Origin of the sequence: Streptomyces anthophorae, assembly GCF_049310305.1 — a bacterium.
GTDB lineage: Bacteria > Actinomycetota > Actinomycetes > Streptomycetales > Streptomycetaceae > Streptomyces.
Genome location: NZ_JBLWQQ010000001.1, coordinates 319,721 through 336,483, shown reverse-complemented (window position 1 = coordinate 336,483; position 16,763 = coordinate 319,721). Strand labels below are relative to the sequence as shown.

The following is a 16,763-nucleotide window of genomic DNA, read 5'->3' as shown; positions in this document are numbered from 1 at the left end:
GCGCCTCGCAGTCGATGCGCCCCGTCCGGGCTCCTGCCCCGCTCGAGCGCCGCACCGTTACATATGTGTGCCACGCATGGAATGTGTGCGATGCACATCATGTGTACGATGCACATCGTTGCACAAGCTGAAGTGTTTGAAGAGATTGAGGAGTCCCTCATGGATGCGCCCCAGTCGAGCGGCAGGTCGGGCGTCGTCGTCGCCACCCTCGCGCTCGCAGGTACCGTCGCCGCGATCATGCAGACGCTGGTGACCCCGCTGATCGCCGAACTGCCCCGGATCCTGGACACGTCCGCCTCGAACGCGGCCTGGGTGATCACGGTCACGCTGCTCGTCTCGGGCGTGTGCGTACCCGTCTCCGGGCGCCTCGGCGATCTGGTCGGCAAGCGCCGCATGATGCTCGCCTGCGCCGTGCCGCTGGTCATCGGCTCGGTGGTGTGCGCCCTCTCGTCGTCCGTCGTGCCGATGATCGTCGGGCGCGGACTTCAGGGGATGGGCATGGGCATGGTGCCGCTCGGCATCGCCCTGCTGCGCGACGTGGTGCCCGCCGAGAAGCTCAGCGGTTCCATCGCCCTGGTCAGCGCGTCCATGGGCATCGGCGGCGCGATAGGCCTGCCGATCGCCGCCGCGGTCGCCCAGTACGCGAACTGGCGTGTGCTGTTCTGGGGCGCCGCCGTGCTCGCCGTGGTCATCGGCGCCATGATCTTCCTGATCGTGCCGGACGCCCCGGCCGCCGCCAAGGGGCAGCGCTTCGACGCCCCCGGCGCGATCGGCCTTGCCATCGGTCTCGTCTCGCTGCTGCTCGCGATCTCCAAGGGCGCCGACTGGGGCTGGTCGTCGGCCACCACGCTGGGCCTGTTCGGCGTCGCCGTCGTGGCGCTGCTCGTATGGGGCCGCTACGAGCTGCGCACCCGCGACCCACTGGTCGACCTGCGCACGACCGCCCGCCCGCGCGTGCTGTTCACCAACGCCGCCTCGATCCTCATCGGCGTCGGCATGTACGCGTTCATGCTGATCGCGCCCCAGGTCCTCCAGTTCCCCGAGGCCACCGGATACGGCCTCGGCCAGTCGATGCTGGCGGCCGGCCTGTGGCTGGCGCCCGGCGGCGTCATGATGATGCTGATCTCGCCGCTCGGCGGAAAGCTCATCAACGCCCGCGGCCCGAAGTTCGCCCTCATCAGCGGCGCCCTCGTGATCGCCCTCGGGTACGGTGCCGCGCTGCCGCTCATGGGGACGGCCTGGGGCATCATGCTCGCCGGAATCATCATCAACAGCGGTGTCGCCCTCGCCTACGGCTCCATGCCCGCGCTCATCATGGGCTCGGTGCCGATCTCCGAGACGGCCGCGGCCAACGGCTTCAACACCCTGATGCGCTCGCTCGGTACGACCATCGGCTCCGCCGTGATCGGTGTGGTCCTCGCGCAGATGACCGTCTCCATGGGCGGCTTCACGCTCGCCTCCGAGGGCGGATTCCGCACCGGGCTCATGATCGGCTGTGGTGTGGCCCTGCTCTCCGCCGCCGTCGCGACGCTCATTCCGGCGCTGCGCAGGGCGGGCACGGGCCCGGCCGTCGAGGCGCGGCCTGCCGGGGAGGGTCAGGCCGCGGCGCGCGCCTGAGGGTGGTCCGTGGGGGAGGGGTGGCCCGTCCTCAGGGCCACCCCGGGCATCTGCCCGGCGCATACGCGAGAGGGCGGTTGTGGTGCGAGGTGCCGGGCAAGAGTGGTAAGAGGTCATTCGGGTTCCCTTGCCAGGTACGGCACTTGGAGGTGCACCGTGATGCTCCCGGCTCGCCGATGCGCAGCGGACGCTGCCTGCGAGAGGGCAGAACGGTCCGCCGAACTCGAGGCGAAGATCGAGCAGTTGAAAAAGGCCGTGACCTCGCACGCCGTGGTCGACCAGGCCATCGGCGTCGTGATCGCGGTGGGCGGTGTCACGCCGGCCGAGGCCTGGGACGTGCTGCGCGAGGTCTCCATGCGCACCAACACCCGGCTCCGTCTGGTCGCCGGGCAGCTGATCTCCTGGCCGCGCACCCGCGAACTCGATCCGGTGATCCGCGCCGAGCTGGAGCGCCAACTCGCCCAGCGCCGGACGACCGCGAGCCCGGTGGCGACCGAGCCGCGCTGAGGGCCCGCTCCCCGGCCCGAACCGTGACGGCTCCCGCCGAGAAGCGGGTGCGGGCTCACTGCCGAACCCGCCACGACCAGCATTGGCCGCTCCACCCTCGGAGTAACACGCGAGCCCGCTCACTAACGCACATTCGCCCGGAATCTTCACGGATGCTGGCCCGCCCGGTCACCGCGTCCGTCACGCGTGCGCAAGTGCCGCCTCGATGAGCCGGCGGGCCGCCGCGTCGGTGCGGACCGCGTCGCCCGTCACCAGCCGGTCCTGGCACAGGCCGCGCAGCCCGGACACGAGCAGCGTCGCGCGCTCGCGCGCCGCGGGCTCCGGGTGGCCGAGGCGGACATAGGCGTCGGCGATCGGGTCGACCATGAACGCCACGGTCTCGCGGGCCAGCTCACCGTACTGCCCGGGATCGGTTGCCGCGAGGCTCAGCAGCTGGAGCAGCATCCGGATCGGTCCGGCCTGCTCGCCCACCGTGATCGCCCGCCACAGCGCATGGGCGGAGCGGCGCAGCGCCGCCACGTCCTCGACCGGGTCGAACAGCGCGTGCGCGTCCGGCCTGCTCGCGGCGAGAGCCCGCGCGATGAGCGTCTCGCGGCTGCCGAAGTAGTACAGCAGCATCCGCTTCGTCGTGCCGATCTCCTCGGCGAGCGGGGTGAGCGACAGGTGCGCGAGGCCGTGGCGCTGCACGTACTCGACCACCTGGCCGAGCAGCTCGGCACGCTTCTCGGTGTTCACGGTTCGGGGCACCCTTTGAACGTACCGGACGGTACATGTATCGTCCATTCATCATGGATTCCTGTTCCGACCGGTACGACAACGGGCGGCCGCGCGGCGCCGCACTCAAGGCCTTCGCCGAGGCCGCATGGTTCCCCGCCGTCCTTTTCCTCGGCATCCTCTGCTTCTTCGCCCCGGCCCTGCACGCCCCGAAGCCGCACCACGTGCACGTGGTCGTCGCGGGCTCGGTGCACCGGGTCGAGGACGAGCTGCGCGCGCGACACCCCGGCGGCTTCGACGTGACACCCGTGGACACCGCCCGCCAGGCCCGCCGGGCGGTCCTCGACCGGGACGCCTACGCCGGATACGTCACCGGCGACCGCCCCGTCCTCTACGTCGCCAAGGGCAACGGCGCCTCCCTGGAACAGACCCTCACCGACGCGTTCGGTGGGCTCACGGGCGGCGCCCCCACCGTCCGCGACGTCGCGGCGACCGCGCCGAAGGACCTGCTCGGCTCGACGGTGCTGTACTTCGCCATCGCCTGGAACATCCCCGCGTACATCCTCGCGACGACCCTGCTGCGCGCCGTCACCCTCGACCGGCGCCGCAAACTCCTCGCCATCGCGGCCGTCGCCGCCGTGTTCAGCCTCGTCGGATACGGGGCCGGGGTCGGCCTCGGCTACTTCGACGCCCACCCGGCGGTCCTGGCCGTCGCCTTCCTGCTCTCCACGGCGGTCGCCACCGTCGCCTCCGGGCTCGCGCCGTTCACCCGGCAGTTCCTGCCCGCGGTCGGCATGACGCTGTTCATCGTGATGTCGATCCCGACCAGCGGGGGAGCGGTGCCCGCACCGCTGCTCCCGGAGTTCTTCCAGGACGTGCACGCCGTGATGCCGCTCGCCAACGCCGTCGACGCGCTGCGCGGCGTGCTGTACTTCGACGGCGCCGGGGTGCTCAAGCCGCTGCTCGTCCTGTGCGGCTGGATCGTGGCGGGCGTGGCCCTGCTCGGGCTCGACCGCGCACGCCATCGCCGGGCGGCCGAGGGCGAGTCGGCCCCCGTCGACGACCCCGCCGCCGAGACGCCCGTGCCCACCGCGCTGCCCGCCCAGCGCCACCACTTCGGCGAACCGGTCCCCACCCTGACCGGCACGGTCACCGACGCCGCCCACGAACCGCTGCGGGGCGCCGCCGTCGTCGTCCTCGACGGCCGCGGACGCCAGCTGGTCTCCACGTTCACCGACGGCCAGGGCCGCTACGCGGTGGCCGGCCTGCCCGAGGACCACCTCAGCCTGGTCGCCTCGGCCCCCGGCAGACACCCCGGGGCGCAGCGCATCCTCGTACGCCAAGGAGCCCCGGCCGCCGCGGACTTCACGCTGCGGGCCCGCGAGGGCGTGCTGGTCGGCGGATGACGCCGGAGCCCGCGCCGAGCACCTCGGCCGTCCGGCTCAGGATCGCGTCGACCTCCTCGTCCGACAGCGGTACGAGTTCCAGGGCCAGCTCGCCGTCGTCCTGGCGGTCCGTGTAGAGCCAGATCTGCGGGTCCCCGGACCTGAGCGCGTCCGCGAGGGCCGGCGCGTCGAGCCCGGCCCGTGCCGCGTCGACGCGCAGTGCCACGCGGGGGAACGGCAGTCCGGTCGGATCGGGGACGGGGTGCGCGGTGAGGCCGGGGAGCGCGGCGGCGCGGGCGGAGAAACCTGCGGCCTTCTCCTCCTGGCGCCGCGCCCACGCGGACACGTCCAGCTCCTGCCGTGCCTCCAGCGCGGCGAGCGTGCCCACGATCGACTCCTTGCTCGCCTTCATCGCCCGGCCGATCCCCTTGCCCTGCGCGCGTACCGCCCGGACGGCGTCGGCGCGGCCGAGCACCAGGCCCGCCGTCGGGCCGCCCAGGTACTTCTGGCCGCTGACGAGGACGAGGTCGGCGCCGGTGTCCAGAAGTTCGCGAACCCGGAAGTCCTGCGCCGCCCCGTCGACGATCGCGGGCACCCCGCGACGGTGTGCCGCCGCGACCGCCTCGGCGAGCGGGACGCGCGCCCCGCGCGTGAGCCGCGACGACACCAGCACGAGGCAGGCGGTGCCGGGGTGCGCGAGGTCCTTCTCCAGCTCCTGACGGGTGCAGGCGGAATCGGATCCCGACAGGACGGGCGTGGCGCCCGCGAGCCGGATGTCCTGGACGAGCGGGTGCCCGTAGTCGACCGCATGGCCCGCCGGGAGCACGACGCGCGCGGGCAGGCCGCCGGTGTCCGGCAGCGCGGCGATCCGCTCCGCCGACTCACCCGTCATCGCGGCCGCGACCGACAGGGTGATCGCCGAGGACGTGCAGTGCACGACCGTTCCGGCCTCCGCCCCCGTGGCGCGTGCGAGGGTGCGGTCGGCGAGCTCGTACAACTCCTCCATGACGAAGAAGCCGGACAGCGCCTCCGCGACCGCGCGCCCGACCCGCTCGTCGCTGCGCGAGACACCGGCCGGGGTGAAAGGCCCTCGGGCGTTGATCAGCCGCGTCAGCCCGTACCGCTCGTGCGGCCCCTGCTGTTCGTGAAGTCCCATGGGGTGCATGGTGCCCGGTCGGCGGCGCGTGCCCGGCGACCGGCTCAGCGGGTCGCGTGCAGCGCGTCGCCGAACCGCCGATGGCTGTGCCGCCAACCGCCCGCGACCCGCACGGCGTCGCGCACATGCGGATGGTCCGCGGTGAGCCCCAGGTGCTCGTGCTCCACCTCGGGTAGCGACTCGTCCGCGCCCGCCGGCCACAAGCGCGCCGCCGCGACCCCCGCGCCCACCGCCACCACGCCGAGCCCGGCCACGGCCGCGCCGAGGCCGGCCCGCGCACCCAGCCACCCGGCCAGCGGGTACGTCAGCAGCCAGCACGCGTGCGACAGGGAGAACTGCGCGGCGAACGCGGCCGTACGTTCCCGTGCCGGTGCGGCCCGCCGAACCAGCCGCCCGGTCGGTGTGAGCACCATCGAGCACGCGCCGCCGAACCCGGCCCACGCGGCGAGCAGCGCGGGCACCCGCCAACTCCCGCTCTGCGCCGCCGTGATCGCCCCGACGACCGCGAACACACCACCCAGCGCCAGCGCCCCGCGCACCATCACCGCCCGCTCGCCCACCCGCTCCAGCAGCCGCGGCACCACGAGCGCCACCGCCATCGACCCGGCCCCGTACGCACCGAGCGCCAACGGCACCGCACCCGAGGACAGGCCCAGGAAGTCCCTTACGTAGACGACGGAGTTGACGGTCACCAGCGCGCTCGCCGCCGCCACGGCCAGATTCAGCGCCAGCAGGCCTCGCAGTGGGGGGAGCGAGACGAAGAGCCGGGTGCCGGCCGTCGCCTTGGCGAACACGCCACCCGCGCGCGGGGCAGCGGGCGGGCGCCCGGGAAGCGTCGTCGAGAGCACGAGCACGGCCGAGACGAGGAAGCCCACGACCGTCCCCGTGAACAGGCGGTGGTACGAGAGCACGGACAGCAGCGCCGCGGCGAGCGCCGGACTGAACAGGCTCTCCATGTCGTACGCGAGCCGGGCGAGCGACAACGCGCGCGTGTAGTCGCGTTCGTCCGGCAGCACGTCCGGGATCAGGGCCTGGAAGGTGGGCGTGAACACGGCGGAGGCGGACTGGAGCACGAACACCAGGACGTAGACCTGCCACACCTGGTCCACGAACGGCAGCGTCAGGGCGACGGCCGCCCGCAGCAGATCGGAGCCCACCAGCACCGCCCGCCGCGGCAACCGCTCGGCGAACGCCCCCACCAGCGGGGCGACCAGCACATACGCCGTCATCTTGATCGCGAGCGCGGTGCCGAGCACGGCCCCCGCGTCCGCCCCCGCGATGTCGTACGCCAGGAGCCCGAGCGCGACGGTGGCGAGGCCGGTGCCCACCAGAGCGACGACCTGGGCGCCGAACAGACGGCGGTACGTGCGGTGGCGCAGAACCGTGAGCATGCGGACCCCTCCCGAAGGCTGCGTCGCCAGAATACTCGTCATGTGCGCACCTGCGCACATGACGAGTATGAAACCCCGGGGTGGGCCGTTCGCACATGAGCCCCATGATCAGGGCTCTAGGCTGGGGCCATGTCCGCAAGCGATCCGACCCCCACCGCGGCTCACGCGGCCGTCGCGCACCCGCGCGAGCCCGACGCCGCCCGACTCGCCGAGGCGACCCGGGTGTTCGCCCTGCTGTCGGACGCGACCCGGCTGCACGTGCTGTGGCTGCTCGCCCTGGAGGAGTCGGACGTGGGCTCCCTCGCCGATCAGGTCGCGGCCTCGCGCACGGCCGTCAGCCAGCACCTGGCGAAGCTGCGGCTCGCGGGCCTCGTCGAGGCGCGCCGCGAGGGCCGGCACATGCACTACCGCCTCACCGACGGGCACCTGCGGCGCCTGGTGACGGAGGCGTTGAGCCACGCCGACCACCGGGTGACCGGAGAGGCCCCGCACGACTGAGCGGGACCCGGCTGGGGGCGTGCTGCGTCACGTACGGTCGCGGACCGAGGTGAGCAGTCCGTACAGCACGACGTTGCCCGCGTACCCGGTGCTCTTGCTGTACGTGCCGCCACAGGTGATGACGCGGAGTTCGGGCAGGCCGGTGCCGCCGTAGACCCGGCGGGACGGGAAGTGCTTCTTGTCGACGACGTCGATGCCGTGGATCTCGAACACGGCCGTCTTCCCGTCGGCTCGGTCGATCTCGATGTGCTCGCCCTTCTTGAGCGCGCCCAGGCCGTAGAAGACGGCGCGGCCCTTCGCGTTGTCGACGTGCCCGTCGACGACCGCCGTGCCACGCTCCCCGGGCGTGACCGCGCCCGGGAACCAGCCCGCCAGATTCGCCTTGTCCGGCGGCGGCGCGTCCAGCCAGCCCTCCGGGTCCCGGCCGACGCGTGTCAGCGGCGCGTTCACGCCGATCTCGGGGATGCGGATGCGCTGCGGCGTCGCGGCGGGCAGCGGGTCGGCGGGCGGCGTGCTGGTGCCGAGCTTCGCCGCGCCGGGTTCTGGCTGCGGCGGCCCGTCACCGGACAGCCCGTGGTGTACGAGCAGCACCCCGGCGAGCAGCGTCGCCGCGAGGAAGGACCACGTGGGACGGCGGCGCTGCGTCACAGGAGGGGACCCGGCTATCGCAGGCATCAGCGCGCCCCGCTCTGCTGCCGTCGTCGGCGCAGCCGCCTGCCGAGGAGTACCGGCACGGCAGCCATGCCGAGCAGCCCGGCCGCCGCGCCGAGGTGGCGGCCGAGGCCGCCCGACGTGTCGGCCGTCACCTCGGCGCCCGTGGCGGGCGGGGGCGCCGGTGCGGCCGCCGCCAGCTGCTGCGGAGCCGACGGGGGCTGGGCCGCCGCCACCTGCCGTGCGTGCAACGGCGCCGCCTCCGCGCCCCAGTCGAGCAGCGCGCGGCTCTCCTCGTAAACCGCGTTGAAGTCCTCGGCCTGCGGGTTCATGACGGTCACCAGGACCGTGCGCCCCTCGTGACTCGCGGCGGAGACCAGGGTGCAACCTGCCTTCGACGTGTAACCGTTCTTGACGCCGATCAACCCCGGATACGGCTTCACCCCGTGCGAGCCCACCAAAAGCCGGTTGGTGTTCTCGATGCCGAACGCCTTCTTCCCGCCGGCCGCCGGGAAGCGCGCCCACTTCGTGGCCATGTAGCGCCGGAAGTCGTGGTTCTTGAGGCCCTCCCGGGCGATCAGCGCCAGATCGTGGGCCGACGAGAACTGGCCGCGTGTGTCGTAGCCGTCGGGGGAGCGGACCTGGGTGTCGCGGGCGCCGATCCGGCGGGCGGTCCCCTGCATCTGCGCGACCGTGCGGGAGACGCCGCCGTTCATGTGGGCGAGCGTGTGCACGGCGTCGTTGCCCGAGCTGAGGAACACCCCGCGCCACAGGTCGGCGACCGTGTAGCGCTGCCCCTCGTCGACCCCGACGAGGCTGCTGCCCTCGGAGACGTCGGAGAGATCCCCGTACGTCGCCCGGTGCACCTCGTCCTGGCGCAGCTTCGGCAGCACGGTGAGGGCGAACAGGGTCTTGAGCGTGCTCGCGGGCGGCAGCCTGCGGTGCGGCGCCTTCGCGGCGAGGACGTCACCGGTGCGCGCGTCCATGACCTCCCACGACAGCGCGGACAGGGATGAGGGCAGCGCGGGCGGGTCGGGCACCGGAGGCTCGGCGACGGCCGGGCCGACGGCGGTGCCGACGGACACCGCCGCACACACGCCGCACGTGACAACGGCCCTGCTCAGGGCAGGGCGAAAGCGGAAGATTGACGCCATGCCGGAAACGTAGGACCGGCTCGGCGCAACCGCGCTCCACGTACGCCATACGGCCTCCGCACAAGGGGGACGCCCGCCACGAGGTGCGCGTGGTGCGGCCCGGAAATACGCTGTTCGGGTGACGGCCGCTCCGCCCGGGGCGGCCGTGATCCTCCCCGCCGAGCCGGGCGGGCCACGAACGTGACGTACGTACGCTGGAATGACACGACGGTGGAGGTGGCCGCCATGACGGCCCAGACACGACTCCTGAACCGGCTCTCGCACGCGGACCGTGACCGGTTGATGCCCCTGGCGAAAGAGGTCTCGTTCGCGCAGGACACCCGGATCTTCGAGGAGGGGGACCGGGCGGACCGGTTCTGGATCATCCGGACCGGGATGGTCACCCTCGACGTCCGCGTCTCCGACCGCGCGCTGCTGCCCATCGACCCGCTCGGACCCGGTGACCTGCTGGGCTGGTCCTGGCTGTTCGAGCCGTACGAGTGGGACTTCGGCGCGGAGGCGTTCAGCCCGGTGCGGGCCTACGAGTTCGACGGCGCGTCCGTCCGGACGCTGTGCGAGCAGGAGCCACGGCTCGGCGTGGCGGTGCTGCACGCCGTGGCCGAGGTGATGGCGCACCGGCTCGAATCGGCGCGGGTCAAGCTGGTCGAGGCGCATCGGACGCACGGGCGCATCCAGGCGCTCTAGGCGCTCGAGGCGCCTCCCGCGGTTCTGTGGTCCTGCGGGGGGGGGCGTCGGTGTCACCCGACTCGACGCCTCGACAGGCGGTGGGCGCCTCCACGCGGTGGGATCGGTGCGGAGCATCCGCACATCCGTGGTCCGTCCCCCGGGCCCGCCGAGAGGATCCGCATGGGCCGCACCGCGTCCTGGCCGACCGCCGCCGTCGCCGCGGCCGCACTCGCCCTCGGGGCGCTGACGTGCCCCGCGACGGCCTGGGCGGCGGATGACGACCCCTGGGACACCGACACCTCGTGGACCGAGAGCCCGCCGGTCGACGACACCTCGGGAACGCTGGAACTCGTGCCCGCCGACCCGGGGCCGGGCGCGAGCGTCACGGCGAACACGAGCGCCTGCGGCGAGGACCGGACCGCGACGGGGGACGCCGACAGTCTCGGAGCGGGCGAGTTCCCCTTGCAGACGGCGACGCAGGAGGGTTCGGTCACGGGCCAGTTCAAGGTGCCGACGGGGGCCAGGTCCGGAACCTTCCCGATCACCGTGACCTGTGAGAGCGGCACCGAGGTCCGGCAGACGCTCACCGTGTCGGGGCGGGGCGGCACCGAACTGGGCGGCGTCAAGGCCGGGGACGGCGGCTCGCTGGGCACGCTGAGCGTCGCGCAACTCGCCCTGGGCGGGGTCCTCATCGCGGGCGCGCTCGGCGCGGCCGGGCACTACGCACGCCGCCGCGCCCAGGAGACATGAGGGTCTTCCCGGGCGCGGCGTGGTCTGGAACTCCCTTAACCCTTGCGGGTCTTGACCTCTTCGGTCAGGGCGGGGACGACGTCGAAGAGGTCGCCGACGACGCCGTAGTCGACGAGGTCGAAGATCGGCGCCTCCGCGTCCTTGTTGATCGCGACGATCGTCTTCGAGGTCTGCATGCCCGCGCGGTGCTGGATCGCACCCGAGATGCCGGAGGCGATGTACAGCTGCGGCGAGACGGACTTGCCGGTCTGGCCGACCTGGTTGGAGTGCGGGTACCAGCCCGCGTCCACCGCGGCGCGCGAGGCACCCACGGCCGCCCCCAGCGAGTCGGCGAGCGCCTCGATGACGGAGAAGTTCTCGGCACCGTTGACGCCGCGGCCGCCGGAGACCACGATCGCGGCCTCGGTCAGGTCCGGACGCCCGGTCGACTCGCGCGGGGTGCGCGCGGTGACCTTCGTGCCGGTCGCGCCGTCCGAGAAGGTGACGGCCAGGGCCTCGACGGCGCCGGCGGCCGGGGCCGCCTCGACCGGCGCGGAGTTGGGCTTGACGGTGATCACCGGCGTGCCGGTGGTGACCGTCGACTTGGTGGTGCAGGAGGCGGCGAACACCGACTGGGTGGCCACCGGGGCGCCGTCACCGGCCTCCAGGTCCACCGCGTCGGTGATGATGCCCGACTTGATGCGCAGCGCGAGACGGGCGGCGATCTCCTTGCCCTCCGCGGACGAGGGCACCAGCACGGCGGCCGGGGAGACCTGCTCGTAGGCGGCCTGCAGCGCGTCCACCTTCGGCACGACCAGGTAGTCGGCGTACTCGGCGGCCTCGTGCGTGAGGACCTTGACGGCGCCGTGCTCGGCCAGCGCGGCCGCCGTGTCACCGGCACCGTTCCCGAGGGCGACGGCGACCGGGTCGCCGATGCGGCGGGCCAGGGTCAGCAGCTCCAGGGTGGGCTTGCGGACGGCACCGTCCACGTGGTCGACAAAGACCAGAACTTCAGCCATGGGGATGTTCCAACTTCCGTGACGAGTGAGCGACTTGGTCACTAGATGAACTTCTGGCCCGCGAGGAACTCGGCGAGCTGCTTGCCGCCCTCGCCCTCGTCCTTGACGATCGTGCCCGCGGTGCGCGCCGGACGCTCGTCCGCGGAGGCGACCTTCGTCCAGGCACCCTCCAGGCCGACCTGCTCGGCCTCGATGTCCAGGTCCTCCAGGTCCCACGCCTCGACCGGCTTCTTCTTCGCCGCCATGATCCCCTTGAAGGAGGGGTAGCGGGCCTCGCCCGACTGGTCCGTCACCGACACCACGGCCGGAAGAGCGGCCTCGAGCTGCTCGGAGGCGGTGTCCCCGTCCCGGCGCCCGGTCACCTTGCCGTCGGCCACGGCGACCTCGGACAGGAGCGTCACCTGCGGCACCCCGAGGCGCTCGGCGACCAGCGCCGGCACGATGCCCGCGGTGCCGTCCGTGGAGGCCATACCGGAGACCACCAGGTCGAACCCGGCCTTCTCGATCGCCTTCGCCAGCACCAGCGAGGTGCCGATCGCGTCCGTGCCGTGCAGGTCGTCGTCCTCCACGTGGATCGCCTTGTCCGCACCCATCGACAGCGCCTTGCGCAGCGCGTCCTTGGCGTCCTCGGGGCCCACGGTCAGGACCGTGACCTCCACGTCGTCGTCCGAGTTCTCGGAAATCTGGAGCGCCTGCTCCACCGCGTACTCGTCCAGCTCCGACAGCAGACCGTCGACATCGTCACGGTCCAACGTCAGGTCATCGGCGAAACCCCGGTCGCCCGTGGCGTCCGGCACGTACTTCACGGTGACAACGATCCTCAAGCTCACGCCGACTCCTCCACTGCCCTGCTGCCCTACTGCAGTCGTCCAACTACTTCCGCCAACGTATGGCACTCAGTTCCCTCTGTAAAGGCACCTAGTGCCAGAAGGGGGCGTCCGGTGTTACGTTCCCGGCATGAGCGAGGCGCGCGAGGTCAACGGGTCACAGAAGAAGGCACCCATGCGGGAGGTACTGGCCGAGGCGGCGTTCCAGCTGTTCACGGAGCGCGGGTTCGAGCGGACGACCGTGGACGACATCGTGGCGCGGGCCGGGGTGGGGCGACGGTCGTTCTTCCGCTACTTCCCGTCCAAGGAGGACGCGGTCTTCCCGGACCATGAGAGCTGCCTCGCCGACATGACGGCATTCCTCGATGCCGCGAGCGACGAGAGCGATGCCGTGGACGTGGTGTGCGACGCCGCGTGCCTGGTGCTGCGCGTCTACTCCACCAACCCCGAATTCTCCGTGCAGCGCTACAAGTTGACCCGTGAGGTGCCGGGGCTGCGTACCTACGAGCTGTCCGTCGTGCGGCGCTACGAGCGCATGCTCGCCGGGTATCTGCGCCGGCGCTGGGCCGATGCCGCCGACGGTTCGCTGCGGGCCGAGGTGGTGGCCGCTTCCGTCGTCGCCGCCCACAACAACGGCCTGCGCTCCTGGCTGCGTTCGGGCGGCGAGGGCGACGCCGAGGACGCGGTCGACCGCGCGCTGCGGCTCGTGCGGCGGACGTGGGGGGAAGGGGCCGCCGGCGCGGGTGCGCCCGCGCCCCAACAGGAGGACGTCGTCGTGATGGTGGCGACCAAGGGGGCCCCGATGTGGCGGGTCATCCAGCGGGTGGAATCGGCCCTGCGGGACGAGTGAAACGGAGCCCGAAGCAACTTGATGGTACTCAGTGTCTTTACCGGCTGGCACTGAGTGTCATACGCTGAGAGGGCGTCGAGGCACTGCCGCCCGGCGCGCGCCGGCGAGTGCGGGAGGCCGAAGGATGTCAGTGATGTCAGGGACGTTCACGAGCGGCATCGGTGTCATGGCGCCGAAGGGTGGCGAGGGCGTCAAGGGCGCCCCGGACGGTGCGGAGGCCGAAGAGGGGTTCCCCTACCAGCGCTGTCGCTGGTGTCGCACCCCGTCCTTCCGGCGGCTGCTGTGTCCGGTCTGCGCGTCGAGCGAGCTGAAGACCGAGCACAGCGCGGGCCCCGGCGTCGTGGTCCAGTCCCGCGTCGTCCACCGCGGCACCGGCGTCGCGCGCAACGAGGCGCTGGTCCGCTTCCCCGAGGACTTCATCGTGCCCTGCCGCATCGTGGGCACCGCACCGCACATGGTGTGGCTCGGCGCCACCGTGCGCCCGGTGGCGAACGCGGCCGCCGACTCCGGCGAGGTCTTCTTCGAGCTCGACGACGACTTCACCGTCGACTACGACCTGCGCTGACCCCGGCGCCCCGAACCGGTCCCGGCCGCGCGGGCCGCCTCACATGGCCCGCGCCCCCGACTTGATCGCCTCACGGATCCGGTTGTACGTCCCGCAGCGACACACGTTGCGGATCGCGTCGAGGTCCGCCTCCGTTATCTCGCGGCCCTCCTCCCGCACCTGGCGCACGGTGGCCACCGCGGCCATGATCTGGCCCGGCTGGCAGTAGCCGCACTGCGCCACGTCCCGTTCCAGCCAGGCCTCCTGCATCGGGTGCAGCTCACGGCCGACGGTGCCTGGCAGCCCCTCGATCGTCGTCACCTCGTCGTCCGGGCCGATCCGTGACACCGGCACCGAACACGGGTTGAAGGCCTTGCCGTTGATGTGCGACGTACAGGCCTGGCAGACGCCGATCCCGCAGCCGTACTTGGGTCCGGTGACGCCGAGCAGATCGCGCAGGACCCACAGCAGCCGTACGTCGTCCTCGGCCTCGACGGTGATCCGCTCGCCGTTCAGCGTGAAAGTGTGGCGCGGCATCGGGATATCAGGTCTCCTCGGTAGTCGGGGAAAAGCGAATCCGGCGTCAGTACGCCCGGTCGAGCCCGTCCGTCGGTGACTGCGGTGTCGACGGCTCGCGCGGCAGCGGCTCGAACGCGAGCTCCGCGTGGTCGATGGGGAAGCGCGTCGGCAGCTTTCCGGTCGCCCGTGCGTAGGCACACGCGACGGCGGCGAAGGCGGGCGCGACGCCCAACTCCCCAGCGCCCGAAGGTTTTTCGCCGGTGTTCGGCATCACGATCACCCGGAGCTCGGGCGGGGTGTTCCACTGCCGCGTGTAGAAGTAGTTGTCCCAGCTGCCCTCCAGCGGGAGACCGTCCTCGATGTGCAGGCTGGAGGTGAGGGCCATGGCGAGGCCGTCGTTGAAGCAGCCCATCATCTGCGCGCCCAGGCCCCGCGGGTTGATCGCGAACCCGGCGTCCACCACGATCAGCGCCTTGGTGACCCGTGGCCCCGTCACCCCGTCCCTGACCTTGCGGCCCACGGTCTCCGGCCGGCAGTCGATCTCGACGAGGATCGCGACGGCGCCCCGGTACTCGGTGTGCAGGGCGATTCCCTGTGCCACACCATCGGGCAGCGACCGGCCCCACTCGCCCTCCTCGGCCGCCTTGTCGAGCACGGCCCGCAGCCGCTCCTCCTTGAGGAACGAGCGCCGGAACTCCACCGGGTCCCGGCCCGTCTTCCGCGCCAGCTCGTCGACCATCAGCTCGCGCGCGCACGCCACGTTCGGCGAGTAGATGTTGCGCATGCTGCCGGTCGCGAACTTGAGCGGCACCTCGCTGAGCAGCTGCGTGACGACACCGAAGTTGTACGGGGTCGTCTGTGTGAGCGTGAAGACGGTCTCGGCGAAGGTGAGATTGCCCGCCACGGGCAGCTTCGCCGCCGTCGACGTGATCATCTCGCCGAGCCCGTGCCCGAAGTCGGTCTGCGAACTGGCGTGCCGCTGCTCGTAGCTGAGGACTTCCTTGCCGGTGTACGTGGCGCGCACCCGCGAGACGGACATCGGGTGGGCGCGGCCGTGCCGGAAGCTGTCGGTGCGCGACCAGGACAGCTTGACCGGCTTGCCCATCTTCTGCGAGATCTCCGCCGCCTCGGCCGCGACGTCGTGGAACAGGTGCCGGCCGAAGGAGCCGCCGCCCTCCACCACGTGCACCGTCACGGCGCTCTGCGGCAGGCCGAGTCGCGTCGCGATGTCGCGCTGGGCGACGATCGGGACCTTGAGGCTCGACCAGATCTCGGCCTTCCCGTCGCGCACGTCGGCGATGGCGTTGTCCGGTTCCAGCGGGCTGTTGCTGGCGAACGCGAAGGTGAACTCGGCGTCGAGCTTCTTCGTCAGGACCGGCGGCACGATCATCGGGGGAGTGGCCGCCTTGAGCTTGCGCTCCACCGAGTCGTCGGACTCGCCGTCGACGTCGCCCGGTCCCCACTCGACGTCCAACTCCCGCAGCGCGTCGATGCATTGGCCGAAGGTGTCCCCGCGCACCGCGACACCGTGCTTCAGCTCCGCCACGTCCGTGATGCCGGGCATCCGCCGCACGGTGTCCGCGTTGCGCACGGCCCGCACGGTCCCGCCGAGCGTCGGCGCCCTGCGCACCATGGCGGGCTTGGCGCCGGGCACCGCGTAGTCCATGCCGAACTTCTTGCGCCCGGTGACGGCCTCCAGCGCGTCGACACGGTTCTGTGGTGTGCCGAGCACCTTGAACTCGGACCGCTCCTTCAGCGGCGCCGCCGCCACGCGCAGCGACCGCGCACTCGCCGCCGCCTTCGCGAGGGAGCCGTACGCGGCGCGCTTGGCCGAGGAACCGGAGCCGTAGGAGACGACGCCTTCCTGTGCGGTCAGTTCGGAGACCGCGACGCCCCACTGCCGCGCGGCCGTCGCGATGAGCTGTTGCCGGGCGATGGCGGCGGCGGTGCGTACGGGGCGGTAGATGCTGCGCATCGAGTTGGAGCCGCCGGTGAGCTGGTTCATCAGCAACTCGGGTCGGGCGTCGGCCAGGGAGACCCGTACCGCGTCGAGCGGCAGGTCCAACTCCTCCGCGATCATCATCGCCACCGCGGTCGTCATCCCCTGCCCGACCTCGGCCCGCGGGACCGCGAACGAGGCGGTGCCGTCCTCGTGCACCCGGACGGTGATCAGGCCCGAGGTCGGCGCCGCCGCGAGGTTCTGCATGTCACCGAGGTCGAAGAGCTCCTCGGGCTGCGCCGGCGAGGGCACCGCCGCCTCGGCCTCGGCGGGGGCCGCGGAGTCCAGGGCGAACCGGGCGCCCACGGCCAGCGTGGGCGCGGCCAGCAGATAGGCGAGGACTCTGCGCCGACCCGGTGCGGCGGACGTCGACGGTTCGTCGTGCTGAGGTGAGCGACTCTGCTCGGCCATAAGGCGGTCCTCCGGAACGCGGGCGGACGCTAGGGCCTGTCGTTGGGATCAGGCCCGCGGGCGGGATCGGCCCGGCACCACGGCGGAGCCTGGCACGCCGCCCGCGCGGCCGACATGGACACGGCA

Annotated in this window: 17 protein-coding genes; 8 read left to right on the top strand and 9 right to left on the bottom strand. The window is 72.3% G+C overall.

The window, feature by feature from the left end; all coding sequences use genetic code 11:
- Positions 1-159 precede the first annotated feature (159 nt).
- Together ACNYS0_RS01455 and ACNYS0_RS01450 are read left to right on the top strand one after the other, a co-directional pair.
- The gene (locus tag ACNYS0_RS01455; RefSeq protein WP_422470766.1) at positions 160-1,617 is read left to right on the top strand and encodes an MFS transporter; all 1,458 of its coding nucleotides are present in this window, start codon (positions 160-162) and stop codon (positions 1,615-1,617) included.
- Between the two features lie 243 nt (positions 1,618-1,860).
- Entirely contained in the window at positions 1,861-2,124 is a 264-nt protein-coding gene (locus tag ACNYS0_RS01450) for an ANTAR domain-containing protein (RefSeq protein WP_422470765.1), read from the top strand.
- A gap of 180 nt (positions 2,125-2,304) precedes the next feature.
- Here the strand turns inward: ACNYS0_RS01450 and ACNYS0_RS01445 are convergent, their stop codons facing one another.
- Positions 2,305-2,859: a TetR/AcrR family transcriptional regulator gene (locus ACNYS0_RS01445; protein ID WP_422470764.1), complete on the bottom strand. Its 555-nt coding sequence runs from the start codon at positions 2,857-2,859 to the stop codon at positions 2,305-2,307.
- Positions 2,860-2,912: 53 nt separating this feature from the next.
- On the opposite strand from ACNYS0_RS01445, the gene ACNYS0_RS01440 reads away from it, so the two are divergent.
- Positions 2,913-4,244, top strand: coding sequence for a carboxypeptidase regulatory-like domain-containing protein (locus ACNYS0_RS01440; protein ID WP_422470763.1), 1,332 nt, complete (start codon positions 2,913-2,915; stop codon positions 4,242-4,244).
- Here the strand turns inward: ACNYS0_RS01440 and ACNYS0_RS01435 are convergent.
- Positions 4,204-5,379, bottom strand: coding sequence for an aminotransferase class V-fold PLP-dependent enzyme (locus ACNYS0_RS01435; protein WP_422470762.1), 1,176 nt, complete (start codon positions 5,377-5,379; stop codon positions 4,204-4,206). The two genes, ACNYS0_RS01440 and ACNYS0_RS01435, sit on opposite strands and share 41 nt — an antisense overlap.
- 44 nt (positions 5,380-5,423) lie before the next feature.
- Complete coding sequence (locus ACNYS0_RS01430; RefSeq protein ID WP_422482410.1) at positions 5,424-6,770, bottom strand: MFS transporter; 1,347 nt, start codon at positions 6,768-6,770, stop codon at positions 5,424-5,426.
- Positions 6,771-6,899: 129 nt separating this feature from the next.
- Between ACNYS0_RS01430 and ACNYS0_RS01425 the strand changes: the two genes are divergently transcribed.
- Positions 6,900-7,268 carry an ArsR/SmtB family transcription factor gene (locus tag ACNYS0_RS01425; protein ID WP_422470761.1) on the top strand — a complete coding sequence of 123 codons (369 nt, stop codon included), beginning with the start codon at positions 6,900-6,902 and terminating at the stop codon, positions 7,266-7,268.
- A 27-nt stretch (positions 7,269-7,295) separates the two neighbouring features.
- Here ACNYS0_RS01425 and ACNYS0_RS01420 read toward each other — a convergent pair whose 3' ends face one another.
- Positions 7,296-7,943: a class F sortase gene (locus ACNYS0_RS01420; RefSeq protein ID WP_422470760.1), complete on the bottom strand. Its 648-nt coding sequence runs from the start codon at positions 7,941-7,943 to the stop codon at positions 7,296-7,298.
- Entirely contained in the window at positions 7,943-9,073 is a 1,131-nt protein-coding gene (locus tag ACNYS0_RS01415; RefSeq protein ID WP_422470759.1) for a D-alanyl-D-alanine carboxypeptidase family protein, read from the bottom strand. Before ACNYS0_RS01415 ends, ACNYS0_RS01420 begins: the two co-directional genes overlap by 1 nt.
- A 225-nt stretch (positions 9,074-9,298) precedes the next feature.
- On the opposite strand from ACNYS0_RS01415, the gene ACNYS0_RS01410 reads away from it, so the two are divergent.
- Together ACNYS0_RS01410 and ACNYS0_RS01405 are read left to right on the top strand one after the other, a co-directional pair.
- Positions 9,299-9,757, top strand: coding sequence for a cyclic nucleotide-binding domain-containing protein (locus tag ACNYS0_RS01410; RefSeq protein WP_422412205.1), 459 nt, complete (start codon positions 9,299-9,301; stop codon positions 9,755-9,757).
- Positions 9,758-9,919: 162 nt separating this feature from the next.
- The gene (locus ACNYS0_RS01405) at positions 9,920-10,489 is read left to right on the top strand and encodes a hypothetical protein (protein ID WP_422470758.1); all 570 of its coding nucleotides are present in this window, start codon (positions 9,920-9,922) and stop codon (positions 10,487-10,489) included.
- Between the two features lie 35 nt (positions 10,490-10,524).
- On the opposite strand, the gene ACNYS0_RS01400 is transcribed toward ACNYS0_RS01405, so the two are convergent.
- Positions 10,525-11,487 (bottom strand): electron transfer flavoprotein subunit alpha/FixB family protein, encoded by a 963-nt coding sequence (locus ACNYS0_RS01400; protein ID WP_422470757.1) that lies wholly within the window; start codon positions 11,485-11,487, stop codon positions 10,525-10,527.
- Positions 11,488-11,528: 41 nt separating this feature from the next.
- Positions 11,529-12,317, bottom strand: a complete 789-nt coding sequence (locus ACNYS0_RS01395) for an electron transfer flavoprotein subunit beta/FixA family protein (RefSeq protein ID WP_422470756.1) — start codon at positions 12,315-12,317, stop codon at positions 11,529-11,531.
- Positions 12,318-12,444: 127 nt separating this feature from the next.
- Between ACNYS0_RS01395 and ACNYS0_RS01390 the strand changes: the two genes are divergently transcribed.
- The gene (locus ACNYS0_RS01390) at positions 12,445-13,164 is read left to right on the top strand and encodes a TetR family transcriptional regulator (protein ID WP_422470755.1); all 720 of its coding nucleotides are present in this window, start codon (positions 12,445-12,447) and stop codon (positions 13,162-13,164) included.
- Positions 13,165-13,330: 166 nt separating this feature from the next.
- Positions 13,331-13,729, top strand: a complete 399-nt coding sequence (locus tag ACNYS0_RS01385) for a Zn-ribbon domain-containing OB-fold protein (protein WP_422482408.1) — start codon at positions 13,331-13,333, stop codon at positions 13,727-13,729.
- Positions 13,730-13,768: 39 nt separating this feature from the next.
- Here ACNYS0_RS01385 and ACNYS0_RS01380 read toward each other — a convergent pair whose 3' ends face one another.
- On the bottom strand, positions 13,769-14,245 hold the full coding sequence (locus tag ACNYS0_RS01380; RefSeq protein ID WP_422470754.1) for a (2Fe-2S)-binding protein: 477 nt from the start codon (positions 14,243-14,245) through the stop codon (positions 13,769-13,771).
- 46 nt (positions 14,246-14,291) lie between these two features.
- Positions 14,292-16,637, bottom strand: coding sequence for a molybdopterin cofactor-binding domain-containing protein (locus tag ACNYS0_RS01375; protein ID WP_422470753.1), 2,346 nt, complete (start codon positions 16,635-16,637; stop codon positions 14,292-14,294).
- Positions 16,638-16,763: the final 126 nt, after the last annotated feature.

Bases quoted from the DNA above. Each gene is read 5' to 3' on its own strand.
- ACNYS0_RS01455 (WP_422470766.1), top strand. From the start codon at position 160: ATGGATGCGCCCCAGTCGAGCGGCAGGTCGGGCGTCGTCGTCGCCACC.
- ACNYS0_RS01440 (WP_422470763.1), top strand. From the start codon at position 2,913: ATGGATTCCTGTTCCGACCGGTACGACAACGGGCGGCCGCGCGGCGCC.
- ACNYS0_RS01435 (WP_422470762.1), bottom strand. From the start codon at position 5,379: ATGGGACTTCACGAACAGCAGGGGCCGCACGAGCGGTACGGGCTGACG.
- ACNYS0_RS01430 (WP_422482410.1), bottom strand. From the start codon at position 6,770: ATGCTCACGGTTCTGCGCCACCGCACGTACCGCCGTCTGTTCGGCGCC.
- ACNYS0_RS01425 (WP_422470761.1), top strand. From the start codon at position 6,900: ATGTCCGCAAGCGATCCGACCCCCACCGCGGCTCACGCGGCCGTCGCG.
- ACNYS0_RS01420 (WP_422470760.1), bottom strand. From the start codon at position 7,943: ATGCCTGCGATAGCCGGGTCCCCTCCTGTGACGCAGCGCCGCCGTCCC.
- ACNYS0_RS01415 (WP_422470759.1), bottom strand. From the start codon at position 9,073: ATGGCGTCAATCTTCCGCTTTCGCCCTGCCCTGAGCAGGGCCGTTGTC.
- ACNYS0_RS01410 (WP_422412205.1), top strand. From the start codon at position 9,299: ATGACGGCCCAGACACGACTCCTGAACCGGCTCTCGCACGCGGACCGT.
- ACNYS0_RS01405 (WP_422470758.1), top strand. From the start codon at position 9,920: ATGGGCCGCACCGCGTCCTGGCCGACCGCCGCCGTCGCCGCGGCCGCA.
- ACNYS0_RS01400 (WP_422470757.1), bottom strand. From the start codon at position 11,487: ATGGCTGAAGTTCTGGTCTTTGTCGACCACGTGGACGGTGCCGTCCGC.
- ACNYS0_RS01390 (WP_422470755.1), top strand. From the start codon at position 12,445: ATGAGCGAGGCGCGCGAGGTCAACGGGTCACAGAAGAAGGCACCCATG.
- ACNYS0_RS01385 (WP_422482408.1), top strand. From the start codon at position 13,331: ATGGCGCCGAAGGGTGGCGAGGGCGTCAAGGGCGCCCCGGACGGTGCG.
- ACNYS0_RS01380 (WP_422470754.1), bottom strand. From the start codon at position 14,245: ATGCCGCGCCACACTTTCACGCTGAACGGCGAGCGGATCACCGTCGAG.
- ACNYS0_RS01375 (WP_422470753.1), bottom strand. From the start codon at position 16,637: ATGGCCGAGCAGAGTCGCTCACCTCAGCACGACGAACCGTCGACGTCC.